This is a genomic window from Nocardioides sp. Soil777 (assembly GCF_001428425.1).
Classification (GTDB): domain Bacteria; phylum Actinomycetota; class Actinomycetes; order Propionibacteriales; family Nocardioidaceae; genus Nocardioides; species Nocardioides terrigena.
The window spans coordinates 597,036-616,908 of record NZ_LMSN01000001.1; the positions used below are offsets into that span (position 1 = coordinate 597,036).

The 19,873-nt window shown below is 72.7% G+C and carries 19 protein-coding genes, 1 other RNA gene and 1 riboswitch; of the genes, 6 read left to right on the forward strand and 14 right to left on the reverse strand.

The window, feature by feature from the left end; translation table 11 throughout:
* Positions 1-38: 38 nt before the first annotated feature.
* The 14 genes from ASG88_RS02930 to ftsE form a co-directional block, all read right to left on the reverse strand.
* Positions 39-608 carry a C40 family peptidase gene (locus ASG88_RS02930; RefSeq protein WP_056885862.1) on the reverse strand — a complete coding sequence of 190 codons (570 nt, stop codon included), beginning with the start codon at positions 606-608 and terminating at the stop codon, positions 39-41.
* A gap of 2 nt (positions 609-610) precedes the next feature.
* Positions 611-804: riboswitch (cyclic di-AMP (ydaO/yuaA leader) on the reverse strand.
* A gap of 202 nt (positions 805-1,006) precedes the next feature.
* On the reverse strand, positions 1,007-1,774 hold the full coding sequence (locus ASG88_RS02935) for an SDR family NAD(P)-dependent oxidoreductase (protein WP_056885863.1): 768 nt from the start codon (positions 1,772-1,774) through the stop codon (positions 1,007-1,009).
* Positions 1,775-1,868: 94 nt separating this feature from the next.
* On the reverse strand, positions 1,869-2,831 hold the full coding sequence (locus ASG88_RS02940) for a helix-turn-helix domain-containing protein (protein WP_056885864.1): 963 nt from the start codon (positions 2,829-2,831) through the stop codon (positions 1,869-1,871).
* Between the two features lie 330 nt (positions 2,832-3,161).
* Positions 3,162-3,575, reverse strand: a complete 414-nt coding sequence (locus ASG88_RS02945; RefSeq protein ID WP_056885865.1) for an HIT family protein — start codon at positions 3,573-3,575, stop codon at positions 3,162-3,164.
* A 24-nt stretch (positions 3,576-3,599) separates the two neighbouring features.
* Positions 3,600-5,948: a hypothetical protein gene (locus ASG88_RS23430; protein WP_056885866.1), complete on the reverse strand. Its 2,349-nt coding sequence runs from the start codon at positions 5,946-5,948 to the stop codon at positions 3,600-3,602.
* A gap of 98 nt (positions 5,949-6,046) precedes the next feature.
* Positions 6,047-6,331 (reverse strand): GyrI-like domain-containing protein, encoded by a 285-nt coding sequence (locus tag ASG88_RS02955; protein ID WP_235534701.1) that lies wholly within the window; start codon positions 6,329-6,331, stop codon positions 6,047-6,049.
* A gap of 302 nt (positions 6,332-6,633) precedes the next feature.
* Positions 6,634-7,332: a type 1 glutamine amidotransferase domain-containing protein gene (locus ASG88_RS02960; RefSeq protein ID WP_056885867.1), complete on the reverse strand. Its 699-nt coding sequence runs from the start codon at positions 7,330-7,332 to the stop codon at positions 6,634-6,636.
* A 173-nt stretch (positions 7,333-7,505) separates the two neighbouring features.
* Positions 7,506-7,876: a transfer-messenger RNA gene (gene ssrA, locus ASG88_RS22395) on the reverse strand.
* 80 nt (positions 7,877-7,956) lie between these two features.
* Entirely contained in the window at positions 7,957-9,345 is a 1,389-nt protein-coding gene (locus tag ASG88_RS02965; protein WP_056885868.1) for a M15 family metallopeptidase, read from the reverse strand.
* 45 nt (positions 9,346-9,390) lie between these two features.
* A complete protein-coding gene (locus ASG88_RS02970; protein ID WP_056885869.1) occupies positions 9,391-10,287 on the reverse strand; it encodes an amidohydrolase family protein in 897 nt (298 codons plus the stop codon).
* Entirely contained in the window at positions 10,287-10,778 is a 492-nt protein-coding gene (smpB, locus tag ASG88_RS02975; protein WP_056885870.1) for an SsrA-binding protein SmpB, read from the reverse strand. The genes ASG88_RS02970 and smpB overlap by 1 nt, the downstream gene beginning before the upstream one ends.
* A gap of 155 nt (positions 10,779-10,933) precedes the next feature.
* Positions 10,934-12,184: a M23 family metallopeptidase gene (locus ASG88_RS02980; protein WP_056885871.1), complete on the reverse strand. Its 1,251-nt coding sequence runs from the start codon at positions 12,182-12,184 to the stop codon at positions 10,934-10,936.
* An 89-nt stretch (positions 12,185-12,273) separates the two neighbouring features.
* Positions 12,274-13,185: a permease-like cell division protein FtsX gene (gene ftsX / locus ASG88_RS02985; RefSeq protein WP_056885872.1), complete on the reverse strand. Its 912-nt coding sequence runs from the start codon at positions 13,183-13,185 to the stop codon at positions 12,274-12,276.
* A gap of 26 nt (positions 13,186-13,211) precedes the next feature.
* Positions 13,212-13,901 (reverse strand): cell division ATP-binding protein FtsE, encoded by a 690-nt coding sequence (gene ftsE / locus ASG88_RS02990; protein WP_056885873.1) that lies wholly within the window; start codon positions 13,899-13,901, stop codon positions 13,212-13,214.
* A 109-nt stretch (positions 13,902-14,010) separates the two neighbouring features.
* Between ftsE and ASG88_RS02995 the strand changes: the two genes are divergently transcribed.
* From ASG88_RS02995 to ASG88_RS03020, 6 genes are all read left to right on the forward strand, one after another.
* On the forward strand, positions 14,011-14,667 hold the full coding sequence (locus ASG88_RS02995) for a hypothetical protein (protein WP_157559520.1): 657 nt from the start codon (positions 14,011-14,013) through the stop codon (positions 14,665-14,667).
* 119 nt (positions 14,668-14,786) lie between these two features.
* On the forward strand, positions 14,787-15,857 hold the full coding sequence (locus ASG88_RS03000; RefSeq protein ID WP_056885875.1) for an ABC transporter substrate-binding protein: 1,071 nt from the start codon (positions 14,787-14,789) through the stop codon (positions 15,855-15,857).
* A complete protein-coding gene (locus ASG88_RS03005; protein ID WP_056885876.1) occupies positions 15,854-16,687 on the forward strand; it encodes an ABC transporter permease in 834 nt (277 codons plus the stop codon). Before ASG88_RS03000 ends, ASG88_RS03005 begins: the two co-directional genes overlap by 4 nt.
* Complete coding sequence (locus ASG88_RS03010) at positions 16,663-17,481, forward strand: ABC transporter ATP-binding protein (RefSeq protein ID WP_056885877.1); 819 nt, start codon at positions 16,663-16,665, stop codon at positions 17,479-17,481. Before ASG88_RS03005 ends, ASG88_RS03010 begins: the two co-directional genes overlap by 25 nt.
* Entirely contained in the window at positions 17,478-18,845 is a 1,368-nt protein-coding gene (locus ASG88_RS03015) for an LLM class flavin-dependent oxidoreductase (RefSeq protein ID WP_056885878.1), read from the forward strand. The genes ASG88_RS03010 and ASG88_RS03015 overlap by 4 nt, the downstream gene beginning before the upstream one ends.
* A complete protein-coding gene (locus ASG88_RS03020) occupies positions 18,842-19,873 on the forward strand; it encodes an aldo/keto reductase (RefSeq protein ID WP_056885879.1) in 1,032 nt (343 codons plus the stop codon). The genes ASG88_RS03015 and ASG88_RS03020 overlap by 4 nt, the downstream gene beginning before the upstream one ends.

Consider the following 19,873-nt stretch of genomic DNA (forward strand, 5'->3'; position numbering starts at 1 on the left):
CGTACGGCGCGGGGCGCGCGCCGTACGCCTGCGCTGGGTCAGCGCACGGCGCCGCCGAACCAGGCGTCGGTCCACGGGGCCGCGACGGTGACGCTGCGGCCGGAGCCGGGCGAGTGGACCATCAGGGCGCGGCCGTTGTCCCAGCGCAGGAAGATCGCGACGTGGTAGACGCCGCCGGACCCGGAGAAGAACATCAGGTCGCCGGGCTGCATGTCGTCCTTCGCGATACGGCGGGTCGCGCCGGCCTGGGCGCTCGACGTGCGCGGCAGGTTGATGCCGGCCTGGCCGAAGCTGTACTGCACGAGGCCGGAGCAGTCGAAGGCGTTCGGGCCGCTGGCGCCGTACACGTACGCGTCACCGCGCTGGCCGAGCGCGACCGACAGGGCGGTCTGGACGCGGCTGGACTCGCGCTTCTGGGACCGCTCGAGGCGCTTGGCCTCCTTCTGGCGGAACTTCTTGTACTGGCCCTGGTCCATGGCGACCGCGTCGCGGTCGGCGGCCTGGGCAGGGGTCGCGGCGAGCGAGACACCGAGGGAACCGGTGGCGGCGAGGCCGAGACTGATGAGGCTGAGCGCGCCGGAGCGCGTCATGCGACGGATCGCAGGCATGGCAATGTCCTTTCCCACGCCTGTGAGGTGAGCTGTCGGGTTGGAGCTGGAAGGTGCTCCGCCACCTGTCGGTGGCTTCACCCCGAGCCGCCCGGATCGCTCCGGTCGGCAGTGGAACCTGTGGGTCCCCCACTCCTGCCCGATTCGTTTCTCGGGGGTCCAGCCCCGGGCGGGCAGGACTCGGCGTTGCCCGGGGTGGCTATTGGGTTGTGGCGCCGTGCCTACACGGGATGAAGCACGGTGACCGTCGGCCACCGTAGGTTCACCTCCTCGTCATGTCCAAACGCGCAGGACGCCCCCGGGGTGCTCCCGGGGGCGTCTCAGGCGGATCCAGGACGCTCGGAGGTGACGGGCGTCACCCCCGCCGCGCCGGGGCGCGACGGCGGTCCTGCGGGGGTTCAGCCAAGCTTGGCGCCGCCGTCGACGTACAACGTCTGACCGGTGATGTACGACGCCTCGTCACTGCAGAGGAACGCCGCGGCGGCGGCGATGTCCTCGGGGAAACCGACCCGCTTGACGGGGTTGGACTCGGCGGCCGCGGCCCGGAAGTCCTCGACGCTCATCTTGACGCGGGCGGCGGTGGCGTCGGTCATCTCGGTGGCGATGAAGCCGGGCGCGATGGCGTTGGCGTTGATGCCGAACGGGCCCAGCTCGATGCCGAGGGTGCGCGTGAAGCCCTGGACGCCCATCTTGGCCGCGGAGTAGTTGGCCTGGCCGCGGTTGCCCAGCGCGGAGACGCTGGAGAGGTTGAGGATCTTGCCGTAGCGCTGCTCCACGAAGTGCTTCTGGGCGGCCTTGGTCATGTTGAACGCACCCTTGAGGTGGACGTCCATCACGAGGTCCCAGTCGTCCACGGTCATCTTGAACAGCAGGTTGTCGCGGGTGATGCCGGCGTTGTTGACCAGCACGTGGATGCCGCCCAGCTCGTCGACGACGCGCTGCACGGCGGCCTCGGCGGCGGCACCGTCGACGACGTCGCACCCGATGCCCACGGCCTTGGCGCCGTCGACCAGCTCGAGCCGGCCCGCGGCCTCCTGCGCGCTCGACTCGTCGAGGTCGAGGATCGCGACGCTCGCGCCCTCGGCGGCGAAGCGCTGGGCCGTCCCGAACCCGATGCCTCGTGCGGCTCCCGTGATGACTGCGACGCGTCCGTCATAGCGGCCCATGCGTGACTCCTTGCTCGATGCGGTGGTGGGGGCCCGTCCCGCACGGTGTCGACGACCCGGCGGCGGCCGGGGCCGACCCTAGTACCCCCGGGCGTCACTCGCTCCGCGGCCCGAGCGAGCCTCCCGTCCAGCCGCGCTGGGCCACCACGTAGCCGAGCTGCAACCGGGTGTCGACGCCGGCGAGGTCGAGCAGGCCCCGCACCCGGCGTTGCAGGGTGCGCGGAGAGATCCCCAGGTCGCGGGCAATCGCGTCGTCCGTCAGGCCGGCCAGGAGCATGGTGATCAGCGGGCCGTCGTCGCTCTCGGGCTCCTCCGGACCGAGGTCCACCTCCTGCCCGCGCTCCCACACCGCCTCGAAGAGCGCCACGAGCGCGTCGAGGAGCCCACCGGCTCCCAGCAGCACGGCGCTGTCACTGCCGAGCGGAACCAGTGCCACCTCCCGGTCGACGACGATGAGCTTGGTGGGCACGTGCCCCGCGACGCGCACCTGCTCCCCCGCCGCACGCGCGCGGTGGATCCCCTCGACCAACCGAGGCTCCTCCTCCAGCATCGACCGCTCGAGCACGACGCGGTACTCCACCCCTCGCCGGACGGCGTCGTCCTCCGCGCCGTCGTCCGTGCTCCCCGACGCCATCACGGGCGACTTCACCAGGGTCAGCACCTCGGACCTGGCCGCGACCTGGATCTGGTGCATCCGGTCGGCGATCTCGTCGGGTCCGTGGGCGACGTCGAGGACCACGTCGGTGGCGACGTCCGGCCGCGCCGCGCGGAACGCGTCGTCCAGCTCGTCGAGGACGACCCGGGTGGCCCCGAGGTCCTCCCTGCGCTGCGCGAGCAGGGCCCCGAGGGCCACGGCCGGACGCACGGCGGTCCACCGAATACCGGGACGGCGTACGACGACCATCCGCCGGGCGAGCTGCTCCAGCAGGTCGGCAGCCTCGGTGACGCCCATGCCGACCTCACGGGCCAGCTCCTCGACGGAGGCGGACTTGACCCGGGCCAACGCGGCGTAGGCGCGGGACTCCTGGTCGGACAGGCCAAGGCTGTGGAGCGACAACGGGACTCCGTTCGGGGGTGGTGGCACGGTGCTGCGCGGACATGGTGCTGCGCACGGGCCCCGCACCGGCGTCGGCGACCTGGCGTCCCCGTGTCGTTTCTCGTCATGGCGAGTTCACGACACCGGATGGTCTTGGCGGTGCGCCCGGGACCGGGAACCATGTCCCGAGGCACAGCCGGTTCGGGTACCCCCCGCCCCGTGACCGGCTGTGCCGAATCACGGATGCCCCGAAGCGGGACGCTCGCACCTCCTCCTCACGCTAGGCGTCGAGACGGCCACGCAGCAGGGTCGGACGTCCTCGGACGAGGGGCCGAAGGTCCTCGGCCCGGCTCAGCCGTCCAGCGCCTCGCGCAACCGGGCGGCGTACGCGGCGGCCTCGCCGTCGGCGTACTTCGTGCGTGGCCAGAAGAACCCGCGCAGGCCGTCGCCCTTCGTGCGGGGCACGACGTGCAGGTGCAGGTGCGGGACCGACTGGCTCACGGTGTTGTTCATCGCCACGAACGAGCCCTGCGCCCCGAGCGCGTCCTTGACCGCGACCGCGAGGTCCTGCGCGGCGGCGAGGAAGCCGTCGCGGAGACCGGCCGGCAGGTCGGGCAGGGTCTCGACGTGCTCGCGGGGCACCAGCAGGACGTGGCCCTTGAACAGCGGGCGGGTGTCGAGGAAGCCGACGAAGTCCGCGCGGTCGAGCACCACGTCGGCGCCGGTGCGACCCGAGACGATCCCGCAGAACACGCACTCGGCCATGGCCCGGAGGCTAGCCGACCGCGCTCACCAGTCGTGGACCTCGATCTCCAGGTCGAGCGTCCCGGTGGCGGTGGGTCCGGCGTACACGAAGAGGAGCTGCTCCCCCCGCGCCTGGGTGTAGTCGAAGGGGAACGGGTCGCCCGTCGGCCCGAAGGCACTGTAGAGCTGGAACTCGGGGGCCCCGTGGGCGAGCGAGAAGCCGGTGCCGACGGGGAAGGTCGAGGCCGTGGACCGCAGGCTCACCCGGTCGGAGAAGTCGTCGCCGACGGTGTGGGCCACGACCATGAGGCGGCCTGGGGTGGGCGCGGCCACCGTGGCCCGGGTGGTGGTGGCGACCCCGTCCGTCGACACGAGCTCGTCGTCGACGATCACCACGTCCTGGATGCGTACGACGCCCTCCCGGCCGCACGGGGACAGTCCGAGCACGATGTCACCGTCCGCCGAGGTCCGCAGCACGCTCGGCTGGTCCTCGACGTCGGCCATCCACGCGACGAGCTCGTCGCCGGAGACCAGGTCGGCCCCGCGGGCGCAGAGACCGAGCTCGTCGAGCACCTCGACCGAGGCCGTCCGGCCGGCCGTCGCGGCCAGGCGGCCACGCAGCAGGCGCGACGGGGCCGGGCCGAGGTCGTAGGGCGTCGATCCGTCGGCGACCAGGTCGAGCTCCAGGGGCGTGGAGGCGTAGAGGTCGACCTCGGCCGACCCGTCGTACGACACGAGCTCGGCGTAGGTGCCCGCCTGCGTCGGACGGAGGTCGGGCGTGGTGCTGTGGACCGGGACGGCGCTGCCGTCGGGGGCGAAGACCTCCCGCTGCAGGAGGTCCGGACCCGTGTCCGAGAGGCGTACGTCGAGACCGGCCGGCACGGAGGTGCGCACCAGCGCCACCTCGCCGGCACGGTCGAGCGTGACGTGGCCGGCCTCGCCATCGAGGGAGGCCACCACCTGGGCGCCGGTGAGGACGGTCTGCTGGGCGCGGGCCACGAGGGTCCCCGGCTCCGGCTGCACGCGCAGCACGTAGGTGCCGTCGAGGTCGGGCAGCAGCCAGCTCCGGCCCTGCCGGACGAGGCGCCCCAGACGCGGGACGGGATCCCCCGCGGGGTCGATCAGGGTCAGCCGTCCCGGCGGCGGCTGGCAGCACGAGTCGGGAACCGCGTGCTCCGAGACCAGGGTCCCGCCGTCGGCCTCGAAGAACAGCTCGACCAGCTGGCCCGGCAGGGTCGTGGCCAGGTCGACGCCCGCGCCGTCCAGGCTCCCCTGCCTCAGCACCGGCTCGGACAGCGTGACGCTCACGGTGGTCTCGCCGTCGGAGCCCTCGCGAGCCAGGCGCAGCACGTGGTCCCCCGTCCCGGTCGCCGTCACGGTGACCGGGGACGGAGCGTCGGAGCCCGGCACGGGCGCGCCCGACGGGCCGGTGAGCGCGGCGGACGCACCGCCGCCGGTCACCAGGAGGGTGACCGTCTGCCCGGCGTCGAGGCCCACCAGGAGGTCGCGGGACGCGACGCCGTCGGGGAGGACGACCGGCGTCGTGGTGCCGACCGAGAGCCGGTGGGTGGCCGGGTCAGGATCCGGGTCAGGATCGGGATCGGGATCCGGGTCCGGCGTGGGATCCGGGTCCGGCGTGGGATCCGGGTCCGGCGCGGGCGTGGGCGTGGGCGTGGGCGTTGGAGCGGGCGTGGGGGTCGGGTCCGGCGTGGGGGTTGGAGCGGGCGTGGGCGTGGGCGTCGAGGGCGTAATCGCGGGACCGTCGACCGTCACCGTCGTCGACCCGGCCGGCAGCCGCGCGCCGTCGGCCGGTGCGACGTACCGCACGAGGTCCCCGTCCACGCTCGTGAAGCTGTCGGCCCACCGGCCGTTCGGGCCGGTCGTCGTGGTGCCGGTGACGCCCCACGTCCCGTCCGTGCGCAGCACCTCCCGCCGAAGGCCGACACCCGCCAGCCCGGAGGACGAGCCGGAGACCGAGGTGGTCACCGCGCCAGCGGGAGCCGTTGCGTGGGTGGTGGAGGTGAGGGTGAGCGTGGGCTGCCACCGCACCCGCACCGACGCCACGGCTGACCGCCCGGCCCGCCCCCTCTGTCCGGGCACGTGCAGCCGGTAGCGCTGGTCGCCGTCCGGCGGCACCACCCGGAAGCGCACCACACCGCGGTCGGTGCTCCGCTTCGCGACGACCCTGCGCCACGCGGACGGCGTACGCCGTTGCAGGACGACGCGCGTGCGGGGATCGACGCGCCTGCCGCGCAGGACCACCGGCGTCCCGGACGCGACGTCCGGCCGCGAGACCGAGAGGCGCGGGCGGTCCGCCGTGTCCACTGCCTCCGCGGGGGCCGCGACCAGGCCCAGTCCGCTCACCACGAGCAACAACGCCGCCAGACGACGCATGGCCCTCCCCCTTCGCGCCGGCCCGAGGCCGCGGCGCTGGCGAATTCCACCATGCGGACGGCCCGCCGACAAGGGGCACGGCGCCTCGCGCGCGCGAATCAGTCGGTGGCCACCCGGAAGACCGGCCACCCGATCTCGGTGCGCCATGCGGACGAGTCTGCGGTGTCCCGGGGTCCGACCAGGTAGGTCTCCCGGATCGGCCCGGCCACCGCGAGCGCGTTGGCCACCACCCAGGCGCCGACCTCTCCGTAGGTCACGTCGATGTCGTCGTGCTCGCCGACGTGGGTGGCGACAGCCAGCTCGACGGCCGGGAGGGTCACCGGATGCACCCGGCCGGTGCGCGGGGGCTGCTCGGTGGGCCGGTAGACCACCACGTGCCCCATCCCGTCCTGGAACCTCGCGACCCTGCAGGACCTTGCCGTCCAGGCGGGGTCCCAGCGGTTCATGGGAGAGGGCGCCGGGTCGCGGACCGTGGAGGTCTACGCCTCCCACGCCGTGACGGTCTCGCAGCCCGGCGCCGTCGCGCGCGTGATCGCCGAGGCGGCTTCCGAGACCGCCGGTTGATCGGGGCTGCCGGCGACGTCACCACGGACCCTGCAGGCACAGCACGAGAGCTGCTCCGACGGGCGTCGGAGCGGCTCTCGTGCAGAGGACGCCGGCACTTGGCCGGCCTCGGCTCACTGCGTCAGGACGCGAGCAGTCCGACGACCTTCTGGGCGGCCTCGGTGCTGGACGCCGGGTTCTGGCCGGTCACCAGCTTGTCGTCGACGACCACGAAGGGCGCCCACGCGTCCCCGGACGTGAAGGTCGCACCCGCCTCGCGCAGCCGGGCCTCGAGCAGCCACGGCGCCTTGTCGGCGAGCCCGGCCTGCTCCTCCTCCTCGTTGGTGAAGGCGGTCAGGTGGCGGCCGGCAAACAACCAGGAGCCGTCGGCGCGCGTGGCCGGCAGCAGGCCGGCCGGTCCGTGGCAGACCGAGGAGACGACCTTGCCGCTGTCGAGCATGGTCACGAGGATGCGGCCGAGGTCCTCGCTGACCGCGAGGTCCTCCATCGGGCCGTGGCCGCCGGGCACGAAGACGGCGTCGTAGGAGTCGAGGTCGACATCGGCAAGCACCAGCGTCGAGGCGAGGCGGTCCGCGATGGCGTCGAGGGCCTTGCGCTGCTTCGCCGACTCCTCTTCGCCGATGGCGTCCGGGGCGAGGCTGCCCTCGTCCACCACGGGCGTCCTGCCCTCCGGGCTCGCGAGGTCGACGTCGATCCCGGCGTCGGAGAACACCTGCAGCGGGGACAGCAGCTCCTCGGCCCAGAAGCCGGTCGGGTGCTTGGTCCCGTCGGTCAGGGTCCAGTGGTCGGAGCCGGTCAGGACGATCAAGATCTTCGGCACGGCAGTACTCCTCGCATCGGGGGTGTGGACGCCGTCAGGCGCCGACCACGACGCTACCCACGAGGTGGTCGGCCGGTCACACACACATCAGCCGCCCCGACCGGAGTCGGAGCGGCTGATGTTCAAGAGGGCTGGATCCCGGTGGTGTGACCCACCGGGACCGGCAGTGATGCTGGTGGAGCTGGCGGGAATCGAACCCGCGTCCTCGAGCGTCGAACCAGGTCTTCTCCGGGTGCAGTCAGTGTTGTCGCTTTTCTCGGCCCCGGCGCTCGCACAGACACGTCGCCGACAGGCCCAGTCAGGATGAAGTCCCGGCCACCCCTCCTGACAGAGAGTGGCCAGCAAGTCCTCTAGATGAGGCCTGGGTCCGGGACGAGGACGGGCGCCCGGTCAGACCCTTCGATCACTGCTCAGGCAGCGAGAGCGAAGTCGTTGCGATTGGTGTTGGCAACTATGGTTTTGCAGCGATCGTTAACGAGATGACGCTGCCTTCTCGACCCGCTTCCCCTGGGACTAACGTCCCAAGTCGAAACCGATCAGCCCCTCTTGAGTTGTACTGCGGTCAGTCTACGGGTCAACACCGACGGACGCCGCATGCATTCCCTCCGCCGACCCGATCGGCCCTCAGTGGCAGACGCGCGCGCAGCGGGCGACGACGCGACCACCCGTCGTACGGGCGTCGAAGTGGTGGGCGTCCGAGACGCCGTAGGTCCACGAGAAGCCGTGCCGGCGCAGGATCGACACGACCGGGTGGGCGGAGCTGCGCCAGGCGACCCGGGGGTGGGTGCGCGACGGCCACCAGCCGTTGGGCAGCCAGCTCCCGCCGACGCGGTAGGGGTTCTCCCACGGGTTGAGGTCGAGAGCGCGGCCGTAGGAGTGTGGCGACCGCACACCCGGGCGTCCCACCACGTCACGGCAGTTGAACGCCGAGGTGTTGTCGGAGGCCATCGAGGCCAGGTCGTCGGCGCCCCGCAGCCGTGACGACCAGCCGAAGCGGTCCACGCGGTACATCGACCGGATCGGGATCCGCCGGTCGTGGAGCTCGGTGAGCGCACCCACGAACTGGCCCACGGCACCGGCGGCCACCACCAGCTCGCCGCGGCGCCGGTAGCCGGTGAAGTCGACGTAGTTGACGCGCAGCAGCCGCAGCCCCTCACGACCGACGGGGCAGCCCGCGTGCCAGCTGCGGCCGACCATCCCCCGCCACACGGCGTCGGGGATGCCGGTGACGACGGGCGCCGCGCCCGCCCCCCGGGCCCGCTCCTGCGGCGGGAGGTGCCGGCGGGGTCGCGGGGCGGCGCGGGACAGCCGCACCGGCGCCACGGGAGGGACGTTGTCGATGCGCTTGCGCGCGCTCCGGCTCGCCTCGACCCAGTCGAGGGCGCGGGCGCTCACCCGCAGCATGGCGTCGGTGCGCGGACGCAACCGGACGGTGGCCGTGCCGGTCGCGTCGGTGACCGGTCGGTCGAGGGTGCGCCAGCCACCGCGCCGACGCTGCTGGAGGCGGACCTCCCCCGCCACCGGGGTGCCGTCGTCGGCCCGCCAGCGCACCACGAGCGCGACCTCCCGCTCGTCGACCACCCGCGACGGCCCGGTCAGCGTCAGCCGCGCGGCGCGGCGTACGAGCTCGAGCTGGACGTCGGCGGTGACCGTCGGCGGCGCCGTCGCGTCACCGGCGTACGACGCGCGCACCACGTTGTCGTCACGCACCGGCCCCATCCGCAGCACGGTCCCGGCCCGTCCGGCGGCGTCCGTGACGAGGGACGCCAGCCTCTGCCAGGCGCCCGCGACCCGGCGCTCGACGAGCACGCTCACCCCGGCCACCTGGACCCCGCCAGGGTCGGTGAGCAGCACCCTGATCGGGGCGTCCTCCCCCGACCGGGCGGTGCCGGCCTCGACGACCAGGCCGACCGACGCCCGGGCGAGCGGGGCGGGGACCGCGGAGGCCGGCACGACCGGGCCCAGCAGCAGGGCCGCGAGCAGCGCGACGACGAGGGCGGGGATGACGCGCACGGGGGCCTCCCCGGGGGTCGGAGGGGGCCATCGTGCCAGTCCCGGTCAGCCGATCGGCGCAGGTCCGACCAGGGCGTGGCCGTTGTGCCAGCAGACGGCGCGCAGCCAGTCGTCGCCGAGGTCCAGCCACTCGAGCGCCTCGAGCTGGCGGGCGTAGGGGTAGGGGATGTTCGGGAAGTCCGAGCCGAGCAGCACCTTGCCCGCCAGTCCCAGGTCGCGCAGCCGCGGCAGCAGCTCGTCCGGGTAGACCCCACCCATCTCGGAGAAGAAGTCGGTGAAGGCCATCGTGGTGTCGAGCACCACCCGCTCGTGCTGCTCGGCCAGGGCGAGGAACTCGGCGTACTCCGGGGCGCCGGCGTGCGCGATCACGAGCCGCAGCCGCGGGTGCCGCGCCAGGAGGGCCGCGACGGGGGCCGGCCCGGTGTGGGTGGTCGCGACGGGACCGCTGCCGGCGTGCAGCACCACGGGCGTGCCCGCCTCGGCGACCAGGCCCCAGGCCTCGTCGAGCAGCGGGTCGGTGACGTCGAAGCCGCCGACCTGGACGTGCACCTTGAACACCTCGACCGAGGCGAGCCGCTCGGCGACGTACGTCGACGCACTCTCCTCGGGGTAGAACGTGCCACAGACGGCCGCCTCGGGCACCCGGGCGGCGAAGCCGTCGGCCCAGTCGTTGAGCCAGTCGGCCATGCCCGGCCGGTGCGCGTAGGGAAGCGCGGTGAAGCGCACGACGCCGAGCGACCGCAGCACCTCGACGAGCGCCTCGTCGGTGTCGCGGTAGTGCAGCGGCCAGGGCCGCCCGATGAGCGGACCGGCGGCGTCGAACTGCGCGCGCACCTTGGTCATCACCGGGGGCGGGAGGAAGTGGGTGTGGACGTCGACCAGTCCGGGCAGCCCCAGTGCGGACGTCCAGCTCCGGACGTCCTCGTCGGTGGCGGGGCCCATCAGTCCTTGAAGCCCTTGAGCCGGCGCTGGACGGCCTGCTCCTTCTCGCGGTTGGCCTGGCGCTCGGCCAGCGAGTGCCGCTTGTCGTACTCCTTCTTGCCCTTGGCCAGCGCGATCTCGACCTTGGCCCGTCCGTCCTTGAAGTAGAGGGACAGCGGCACGATGGTGAAGCCCTTGTCGCCGACCTTGCGCTCGAGCTTGGTGATCTCGGCGCGGTTGAGCAGCAGCTTGCGCTTGCGTCGCGCGGCGTGGTTGGTCCAGGTGCCCTGGGCGTACTCCGGGATGTGCACGCCGTGCAGCCACACCTCGCCGTTGTCGAGGTCCACGAACCCGTCGACCAGGCTCGCGCGCCCGGCTCGCAGCGACTTCACCTCGGTCCCCTGCAGGACCATGCCGGCCTCGAAGGTGTCCTCGATGTGGTAGTCGTGGCGCGCCTTCTTGTTCTGCGCGATCAACCGGTTGCGCTGGTCCTTCGCGGTGTCCTTGGCCATGGCGCCATTCTCTCAGTCGGTCGCAACCTGATTGCATCCCCGCCCCGCACGAGATCTCGAGACGACTCACGCACCCCTTCGCTGCGCTCAGGTGTACGTCGAGTCCCTCGATCTGATGCCCTCATCGGCCCCTCGCTGCGCTCGGGACCGGGGCATCAGAACCAGTTGGCGGGGTCCACGGCCTGGCCGTTGGCCATCACCGTGAAGTGGAGGTGGCAGGCGGTGGACCAGCCGGTGTCGCCGACGTACCCGATGACCTGGCCGCGCTCGACCTGGGCGCCGGCGCCGACGGTGTAGCTGGCGGCGTGGTTGTAGATCGTCGCGACACCGGCCCCGTTGAGGACCCCGTGGTTGACGATCAGCCGCCGGCCGTAGACGTCGCTCCAGTACGACGAGACGACGCGCCCGGACTCGGCCGCATGGATGGGCTGCCCGCAGCCGCCGCCGAAGTCGGTGCCGTCGTGCAGGCCCCAGTAGCCGTAGATCGGGTGCGTGCGGTAGCCGAAGGGCGAGGTGACACCGCCGGCCACGGGCATCATCAGGTTGCCGCCCCCGGAGGGGACGCTGCGGCCCTGGGCGGCGGCCTTGGCGCGAGCCCGCGCCAGCGCGGCCGCGGCGAGGCGGCGCAGCCGCTCCTCGATCCGGGCGGCCTCGAGCTCGAGCTCACGGAGCTGGCGGGCGTCGGCGGCCCGGGCCTTCGAGGCCTCCGTCCGGGCCGAGGACCGCTCACCCACGAGGGAGACGACCGACGCCTTGGCGGTCTCGGCCTCGCTCTCGAGCTGCTGCTTGACGACGAGGTTGTCGGCCGCCTCCTGCCGCTTGACCGCGACCTCGTCGCGCGCCTCCTCGACCTGGCGCTCGTGCACCTCGAGGAGCACCTTGGCGGCGTGCAGCTCGTCGAAGGCGCGCGCCTCGCGACCCACGATCACGTCGCGCACCTCCTCCTGGCGGGTGAGGTCGTCGGTGGACGCCGACTCGAGCAGGGAGGAGAAGGCGAGCAGCTGCGGGTCGCCCTCCATGTAGATGTCGGAGACGGTGCTCGCGACCTGGTCGGCCTGGTCGTCCATGTTCTGCTGACCGGCGACGAGGTCGGCCTCGGCGGCGGCCAGCTCGGCCTCCGCCTGGGTCAGCGCGGCCTGCATCTGGGCGTCACGCTCCTGCGCGACCGCCAGCCTGCCGCGGGCGGTGGCCAGCTCGTTGCGCGCCGTGGCCAGCTGGGACCGGGCGGCCTCGAGCCGCTCGCTGGCCGCCACGAGCCGCTTGCTCGAGTGGTCGAGCTCGTCGTGCGCGTGGTCGATGCTCTTCTCGACCTTGCGCTGCTTGTCCTTGAGGTCGTCGTCGGCGGACGCGTAGGGGACGGAGACGGTGCCCACCAGCAGGGCAGCAGCGACGGACGCTGCGGCCATGCGCCGGCGAGCGGTACGGGGGAAGGAGCGCACCGTGGAAGCCTTTGGTCGTTCGGGGAAGAGAACGGACCGAAGGTAACCCGCGCGGATCAGACTTTGAGGTATTTGCGCGTCAGCACGAGTGTCGGGATCACGGTGAGCAGCGGGCCGAGCACCCCGACGGCGACCAGCGCGACGACGTACTCCTCCATCCCGATCCACGGCATGAACTTGAGCTGGTCGGTGCCGCGCTGCTCGATGCCGAAGTACATGAACGCACCCAGCGCCCCCGCGGCGAGCGCCACGCCGATGAACGCGGTCACCAGGGCCTCGAGGAGGAAGGGCAGCGCGATGTAGAGCGTGGAGGCGCCGACCAGCCGCATGATGCCGATCTCCTTGCGGCGCGCGAACGCCGCCAGCCGGATGGTGTTGCCGACCAGGAGCAGGGCGGCGAAGACCAGGAACCCGGCCGTCCCGAGGGCCACCCACTGGAGCATGTTGATCGACCCGATGATGGGCGCGATCACCTGGCGCATGTCCCGGACCTGGGAGACCCCGTCGAGGCCCTCCACGGCACTGGTGATGCCCTGGTACTCCTCCGGGTCCTTGAGCTCGATCCACAAAGACTCGGACAGGTCCTCGGCGGTGGCGGCCGGGTTGGGCCCCTCGAAGCGCTCGGGGCCGAGCAGCTCCTTGACCTTCTCGAACGCCTCCTCCTTGCTCTCGAAGTGGTAGTCCGCGACCTCCGGGTTGTCCTGGACGACCGTCTCGATCTCGGTGCGCTGCGCGTCGGTGACCTCACCGGCGCACGCCGGGTTGCTGTCGTCGGCGCGGCACAGGAAGACGGTGATCTGGAGCTGGCTCCCCCAGTGCTCGGCGGCCTTGGTCGCCTGCTGGTTGAAGAGGACGCCGAGCCCGACGAGGGTGAGCGAGACGAACAGCGTCAGGACCACCGCGAGGTGCATCGAGAGGTTGCGCCGCAGACCCTGGCCGAGCTCGGAGAAGACGTAGCGAAGCTGCATTGCTCCCTTTCGGGGGTTTCTGGGGATCAGTTCTGGAAGCCGTAGACGCCCTGGGCCTGGTCGCGCACGACGCGACCGTCCTCGAGCTCGATGACCCGCTTGCGCATCTGGTCGACGATGCCGGCGTCGTGGGTGGCCATCACCACGGTCGTGCCGGTGCGGTTGATGCGGTCGAGGAGCTTCATGATCCCCACCGAGGTGGTGGGGTCCAGGTTGCCGGTGGGCTCGTCGGCGATGAGGATCATCGGCCGGTTGACGAAGGCGCGGGCGATGGCGACGCGCTGCTGCTCGCCGCCCGACAGCTCGTCGGGCATCCGGTCGCCCTTGCCGTCGAGGCCGACCATCTCGAGGGTCTCGGGCACGAGGCTCGCGATGTCGCTGCGGGACTTGCCGATCACCTGGAGCGCGAAGGCGACGTTCTCGCTGACCGTCTTGTTGCCGAGCAGGCGGAAGTCCTGGAAGACGGTGCCGATGTCGCGGCGCAGCCGGGGCACCTTCCAGCTCGCCAGCCGGTTGATCTCCTTGCCCGCGACGTAGACCCGACCCGAGGTGGGGCGGTACTCACGCAGCACGAGCCGGAGGAAGGTCGACTTGCCCGACCCGGAGGAGCCCACGAGGAAGACGAACTCGCCCTTCTCGACGTCGACCGAGACCTGGTCGAGCGCCGCGTGGGGGTGGCCGGGGTAGGTCTTGGTGACCTGGTCGAAGCGAATCACGGATGCGAGGTTACGCGCCGCGGCCCAACCGCTCGATTCGGCGCGCCCCCGCACGCGGGCACCCGGACGGACGTCACATCGGGCCCGGGTGCGCCCCTAGGCTGGCGGCGTGAGCCCCGGACGCCGTACGACGCCCCGCCCGCGCCGCGGCCGGGTGAGCGTCGTCCTGCTCGGCGTCGTCGCGGTCGTGGTCACCGCGCTGGCCATCGTGCTGGGGCGGGCCGTGCTGGTCGACGCCCCCGACCGGGAGGCCGGGACCCCGGTCACCCCCGCCCCGGACGCGACCGCGACTCCGCTGGCCGACTACGACACCGACGACCTGGCCGTGGTGCGCGCCCCCTTCTGCGGGCGCATCTCCGCGGAGTCCGCCGCCCTGGCGATCGGCGTCGACACCGCCGAGGACCCGGTCGCCTGGCGGCCCGGCGTACCGGTCCCCGGGACCGGGTCCATCGCCAACGAGTGGGGGTGCTCGGTGACGGCCGGCGACGTCACCGCCTCCGCCTGGGTCTTCGCCACCCCCGTCAGCCCGGACCGGGCGCGCGAGTGGGCCCGCGACGCGGCCGGCGGGGACTGCCAGCGCAAGGACGTCCCGACCATCGGCTCCCCCGGCGCCGTCGTGACCTGCCCCGATGGACCCGGCAAGCACACGACCTTCCACGGACTGGTCGGCGACACCTGGCTCGCCTGCCGGATGACCGGCACCGGGGACGCGGAGCGGGTCGGCCGCTGGTGCGTCGTGGCGCTCGAGGCGATGCGCACGGGCTGACGCGGGCTCCCGTCGACCTGCGGGGGTTGCGTGCGTCTCACCCTCCGCGCGTCGGCGTGCACTCGTCGTCGCAATGTGTATTATTTTACTGGACTTAGTCGTATTCACGAGGAGACACCATGCACCCCCTGACCCGATCGAGGCGTTCGCGCCTCGCCCCCGGCCTGCTGACCGCGGCCGGGCTCGTCCTCGCCCTGGGCGGCCTGGCCGCCTGCGGTGCCGAGGCCGAGGGCCCGCGCCTGGAGCTGTCGGCCGCCGTGCCCGACGAGGTGCCGGACGGCACCGTGCTCCGCGTCGGGGACCCGGCCACGCAGACCGCCCTCGAGGCCAGCGGCCTCGACGAGGAGCTGGACGTCGAGGTCGAGTGGGCCAACATCACCGGCGGCCCCAAGACGCTCGAGGCCTTCCGCGCGGACGCGATCGACGTCGGCTCCGTGGCCGACATCCCGCCGCTCTTCGCGCAGTGGACCGGCACCGACATCAAGATCATCGCCGCCCGCGAGACCGTCGACCCGCTGGAGCACCCGACGTACGAGCTCGGTGTCGCGCCCGGAGTGAAGGTCTCCGGCCTCGAGGACCTGGAGGGCAAGTCGATCGCCTACAGCCCCGGCCAGGCCCAGGGCGCCCTCGTCCTGCGGGTGCTGGAGAAGGCCGGGCTGACCCAGGACGACGTCGAGCTGGTCGAGATGACCAGCGTCGACGACGCCTACGTCCTGGCCCTCGGCAGCAAGCAGGTCGACGTCGCCCCGCTCGGCCAGTCCCTGGTCAAGAGCTTCCTCGCCAAGTACGAGCAGGACGGCGCGACGACCATCAAGCCCGAGGTGCGTGACGACGCCTGGACGCTCTACACCCCGACGGCCGTGCTCCAGGACGCCGACAAGGCGGCCGCCCTGCAGGACTACGTCGAGGTCTGGGCCCGGGCCCAGCAGTGGATCTCCGACAACCCCGACGAGTTCGCCCAGGCCTACTACGTCGAGCACGAGGGCCTCTCGATCGAGGACGCGACCTACATCACCGACGTGCTCGGCGAGTTCGAGGTGCCGACCAGCTGGGACGACACCATCGCCCGCCACCAGGAGACCGCCGACCTGCTCGCGAAGGAGCAGGGCCACGAGGAGCTCGACGTCGCGGACCTCTACGACCGCCGCTACGAGAAGGCCATCGCCGCCGCGCTCGGGGGCGGGCAGTGACCGCCGTCGCCGAGCGCCCCGCGACCACCGCGGCGTACGACGAGCGGGCGCTGCGGCCCCGCCTGCGTCCCGGGCGCCGCATCCGCTTCGGCTTCTGGATCGGTCCGCTCGTGCTGCTCGCGGGCTGGTGCCTCGGCTCCGCGACCGGGCTGCTCGACGAGCGCACCCTCACCGCCCCGTGGACCGTGGTGTCCACGGCCGGCGACCTCATCGCGACGGGCCGCCTGCAGGAGAGCATCGCCACCTCGGCCGTGCGTGCCGTGCTCGGCCTCGCCCTCGGCGTACTGATCGGCACGGTGCTCGCCGTCGCGGCCGGCCTGTCCCGGGTCGGTGAGTCGCTCATCGACGGCCCGGTGCAGGTCAAGCGCTCGATCCCGAGCCTGGCGCTGATCCCGCTGCTCATCCTCTGGCTCGGCATCGGTGAGCCGATGAAGGTCATCACCATCGCCCTCGGCGTGCTGGTGCCCGTCTACATCCACACCCACAACGGCCTGCGCGGCATCGACGAGCGGTACGGCGAGCTGGCCGAGACCGTGGGCATCTCTCGGTGGGAGTTCGTCCGCTCGGTGGTGCTGCCGGGGGCGATGCCCGGCTTCCTGCTCGGCCTGCGCTTCGCGGTCACCTCCGCGCTGCTGGCCCTCGTGGTGGTCGAGCAGGTCAACGCGACGAGCGGGATCGGCCACATGATCACGCTCGCCTCCAACTACGGGCAGACGGACGTCATCGTCGTCGGCCTCGTGGTCTACGCGGTGCTCGGCCTCGTCGCCGACTCCGCGGTCCGTCTCGTCGAAAGGAAGGCGCTCTCATGGCGACGCACGCTGGAAGGCTGAACCGCACCACCGATCCCGGGGCCGTGTCCGACAGCGGATCCCCCGCAGTCCGGGTCCGCGACCTGCGCCGCAGCTTCAACGAGGCCGGCGGGGTGCTCAACGGGCTCGACCTCGACATCCCGGCCGGCGAGTTCGTGGCGCTGCTCGGCCGCTCGGGGAGCGGCAAGTCCACGCTGCTCCGCGCGCTGGCCGGGCTCGACCGCGACGTCGCCGGGAGCGGGACCATCTCGGTCCCCGAGGACGTGTCGGTGGTGTTCCAGGACTCCCGGCTGCTGCCGTGGCGCCGGGTGCTCGACAACGTCGTGATCGGTCTCGGCGGCCGCAAGGCCGCGGCGCGCGGCACGCAGGCGCTCGCCGAGGTCGGCCTCGCCGGCCGCGAGCGGGCGTGGCCGCACGAGCTGTCCGGCGGCGAGGCCCAGCGGGCCGCGCTGGCCCGCTCGCTGGTGCGCGAGCCCCAGCTGCTGCTGGCCGACGAGCCCTTCGGGGCGCTCGACGCCCTGACCCGGATCAAGATGCACGTCCTGCTCCGCAAGCTGTGCGCGGCCCACCGGCCCGCGGTGCTGCTGGTCACCCACGACGTCGACGAGGCGATCGTGCTCGCCGACCGGGTGATCGTGCTCGACGACGGCGTGGTGTCCTCGGACCTGCGCATCGAGCTGCCCGGCGACCGCTCCCAGGCCGACCCGGCCTTCGCCGCCCTGCGCAGCCGGCTGCTGGCCGAGCTCGGCGTGGAGGACGACCACCGGGTCCGGGTGGAGGGCGAGCAGCGGTTCACCGACAGGAGGGCCTCGTGACCCGGCCTCCCGGACCCCGCACGCTGAGGCTCAACGCGTTCCTGATGAGCACCGGCCACCACGAGGCGTCCTGGCGGCTGCCGGAGAGCGACGCGCGCAGCAACACCGACGTCCGGCACTTCGTGGAGCTCGCCCGCACCGCCGAGCGGGGCCTCATGGACTCGGTGTTCTTCGCCGACTCCCCCGCCCTCTTCGGCGAGGTGGGCAGGCGACCCGCGGGGGCGCTCGAGCCGACGGTGCTGCTGACGGCGATGGCGATGGCGACGACCCGCATCGGGCTCATCGCGACCGCGTCCACGTCGTACAACGACCCCTTCAACCTGGCCCGTCGCTTCGCGACGCTCGACCACGTCAGCGGCGGGCGCGCCGGCTGGAACATCGTCACCACCGCCACGCTCGAGGCGGCCCGCAACTTCGGCCTCGACGAGCTCCCGGCGCACGCGGACCGCTACCGCCGGGCCGACGAGTTCGTCGACGTCGCGGTCAAGCTGTGGGACAGCTGGGAGGACGACGCCGTGCTCGCCGACAAGGAGTCGGGGGTGTGGGGCGACTCCGAGCTGGTGCACCCGATCCAGCACACGGGCACCCACTTCCGCGTCGCCGGCCCGCTCAACCTGCCGCGCTCGCCCCAGGGCCGGCCGGTGCTGGTGCAGGCCGGCTCGTCGGAGGACGGGCGCGACTTCGCCGCCCGGCACGCCGAGGCGATCTTCACCGCCCAGCAGACGCTGGCGGACGCCCAGGCGTTCTACGCCGACATCAAGGCCCGGGCCACCACCTTCGGGCGCGACCCGGAGCAGCTGCTCGTGCTGCCGGGGATCGTCCCGGCCATCGGCTCGACCGAGGCCGAGGCGCGGGCGCTGGAGGAGGAGCTCGACCGGCTGATCCAGCCGGACTACGCCCGTCGCCAGCTCGCCCGCACCCTCAAGGTCGCTCCGGAGCGGCTGGCCCTCGACGAGCAGCTGCCCGACGACCTGCCCGCGGAGGACGACATCGAGGGCGCCAAGTCGCGCTACACCCTCATCGTCACCCTCGCCCGGCGGGAGCGGCTGACCGTCCGCGAGCTCATCGGCCGCCTCGGCGGGGGCCGCGGGCACCGCACCTTCAGCGGCACGCCCGAGCAGGTGGCCGACGCCATCGAGGAGTGGTTCACCAGTGGCGCCGCCGACGGGTTCAACGTGATGCCGCCGGCGCTACCGTCGGGACTGGAGGCGTTCGTCGACCACGTCGTGCCCATCCTCCAGGCCCGCGGCCTGTTCCGCACGGCGTACGACGGCACGACGCTGCGCGAGCACTACGGCCTGGACCGGCCGACCAGCCAGTACTCCCCCACCACCCGCTCCGACATCCACCAGGAGATCGCATGACCTACCGCACCCTCGGCCGCACCGGCGTCCGGGTCAGCCCGCTCACCCTCGGCGCGATGATGTTCGGCGCGTGGGGCAACCCCGACCACGACGAGTCGGTCCGGATCATCCACCGCGCCCTGGACGCCGGCATCAACGTCATCGACACCGCCGACGTCTATGCCCGCGGCGAGTCGGAGGAGATCGTCGGCAAGGCTCTCAAGGGCCGCCGCGACGAGGTCGTGCTGGCCACCAAGTTCCACGGCTCGATGTCCGACGAGGACCCCAACCAGCAGGGCAATTCGCGCCGCTGGATCGTGCGGGCCGTCGAGGACTCGCTGCGTCGGCTCCAGACCGATCACATCGACCTCTACCAGGTGCACCGCCCGCGCCCGGAGGTCGACATCGACGAGACCCTCGGCGCGCTGTCCGACCTGGTGCACGCCGGCAAGATCCGCTACATCGGCACGTCGACCTTCCTGCCCTCGCAGGTCGTCGAGGCCCAGTGGGTGGCCCGCGACCGGCACCGCGAGCGCCCGGTCACCGAGCAGCCGCCCTACAGCATCCTGGCCCGCGAGGTGGAGCGCGACCTGCTGCCCACCGCGGAGAAGCACGGCCTCGGCATCCTGCCGTGGTCACCGCTGGCCGGTGGCTGGCTCTCGGGCCGCTACCGCCGGGACTCCGACCCGTCGGTCGTCTCCTCGCGGGCCGCGCGGCAGCCGGCGCGCCACGACCCGACCTCGCCGGAGAACCGCGCCAAGCTGGAGGCCGTCCACGACCTCCAGGACCTGGCCGACCAGGCCGGGGTGTCGCTGATCCACCTGGCGCTCGGCTTCGTGCTCAAGCACCCCGCCGTGTCGTCGGCGATCATCGGTCCGCGCACGCTCGAGCAGCTGGAGTCCCAGCTCGGGGCGGACAAGATCGACCTTCCGGGCGACGTGCTCGACCGGATCGACGAGATCGTGCCGCCGGGCACGACCATCAACGAGGCTGACCGGGGTTACGCACCTCCGGCCCTCACCGAGGCCGCGCTGCGCCGCCGTCGCTGA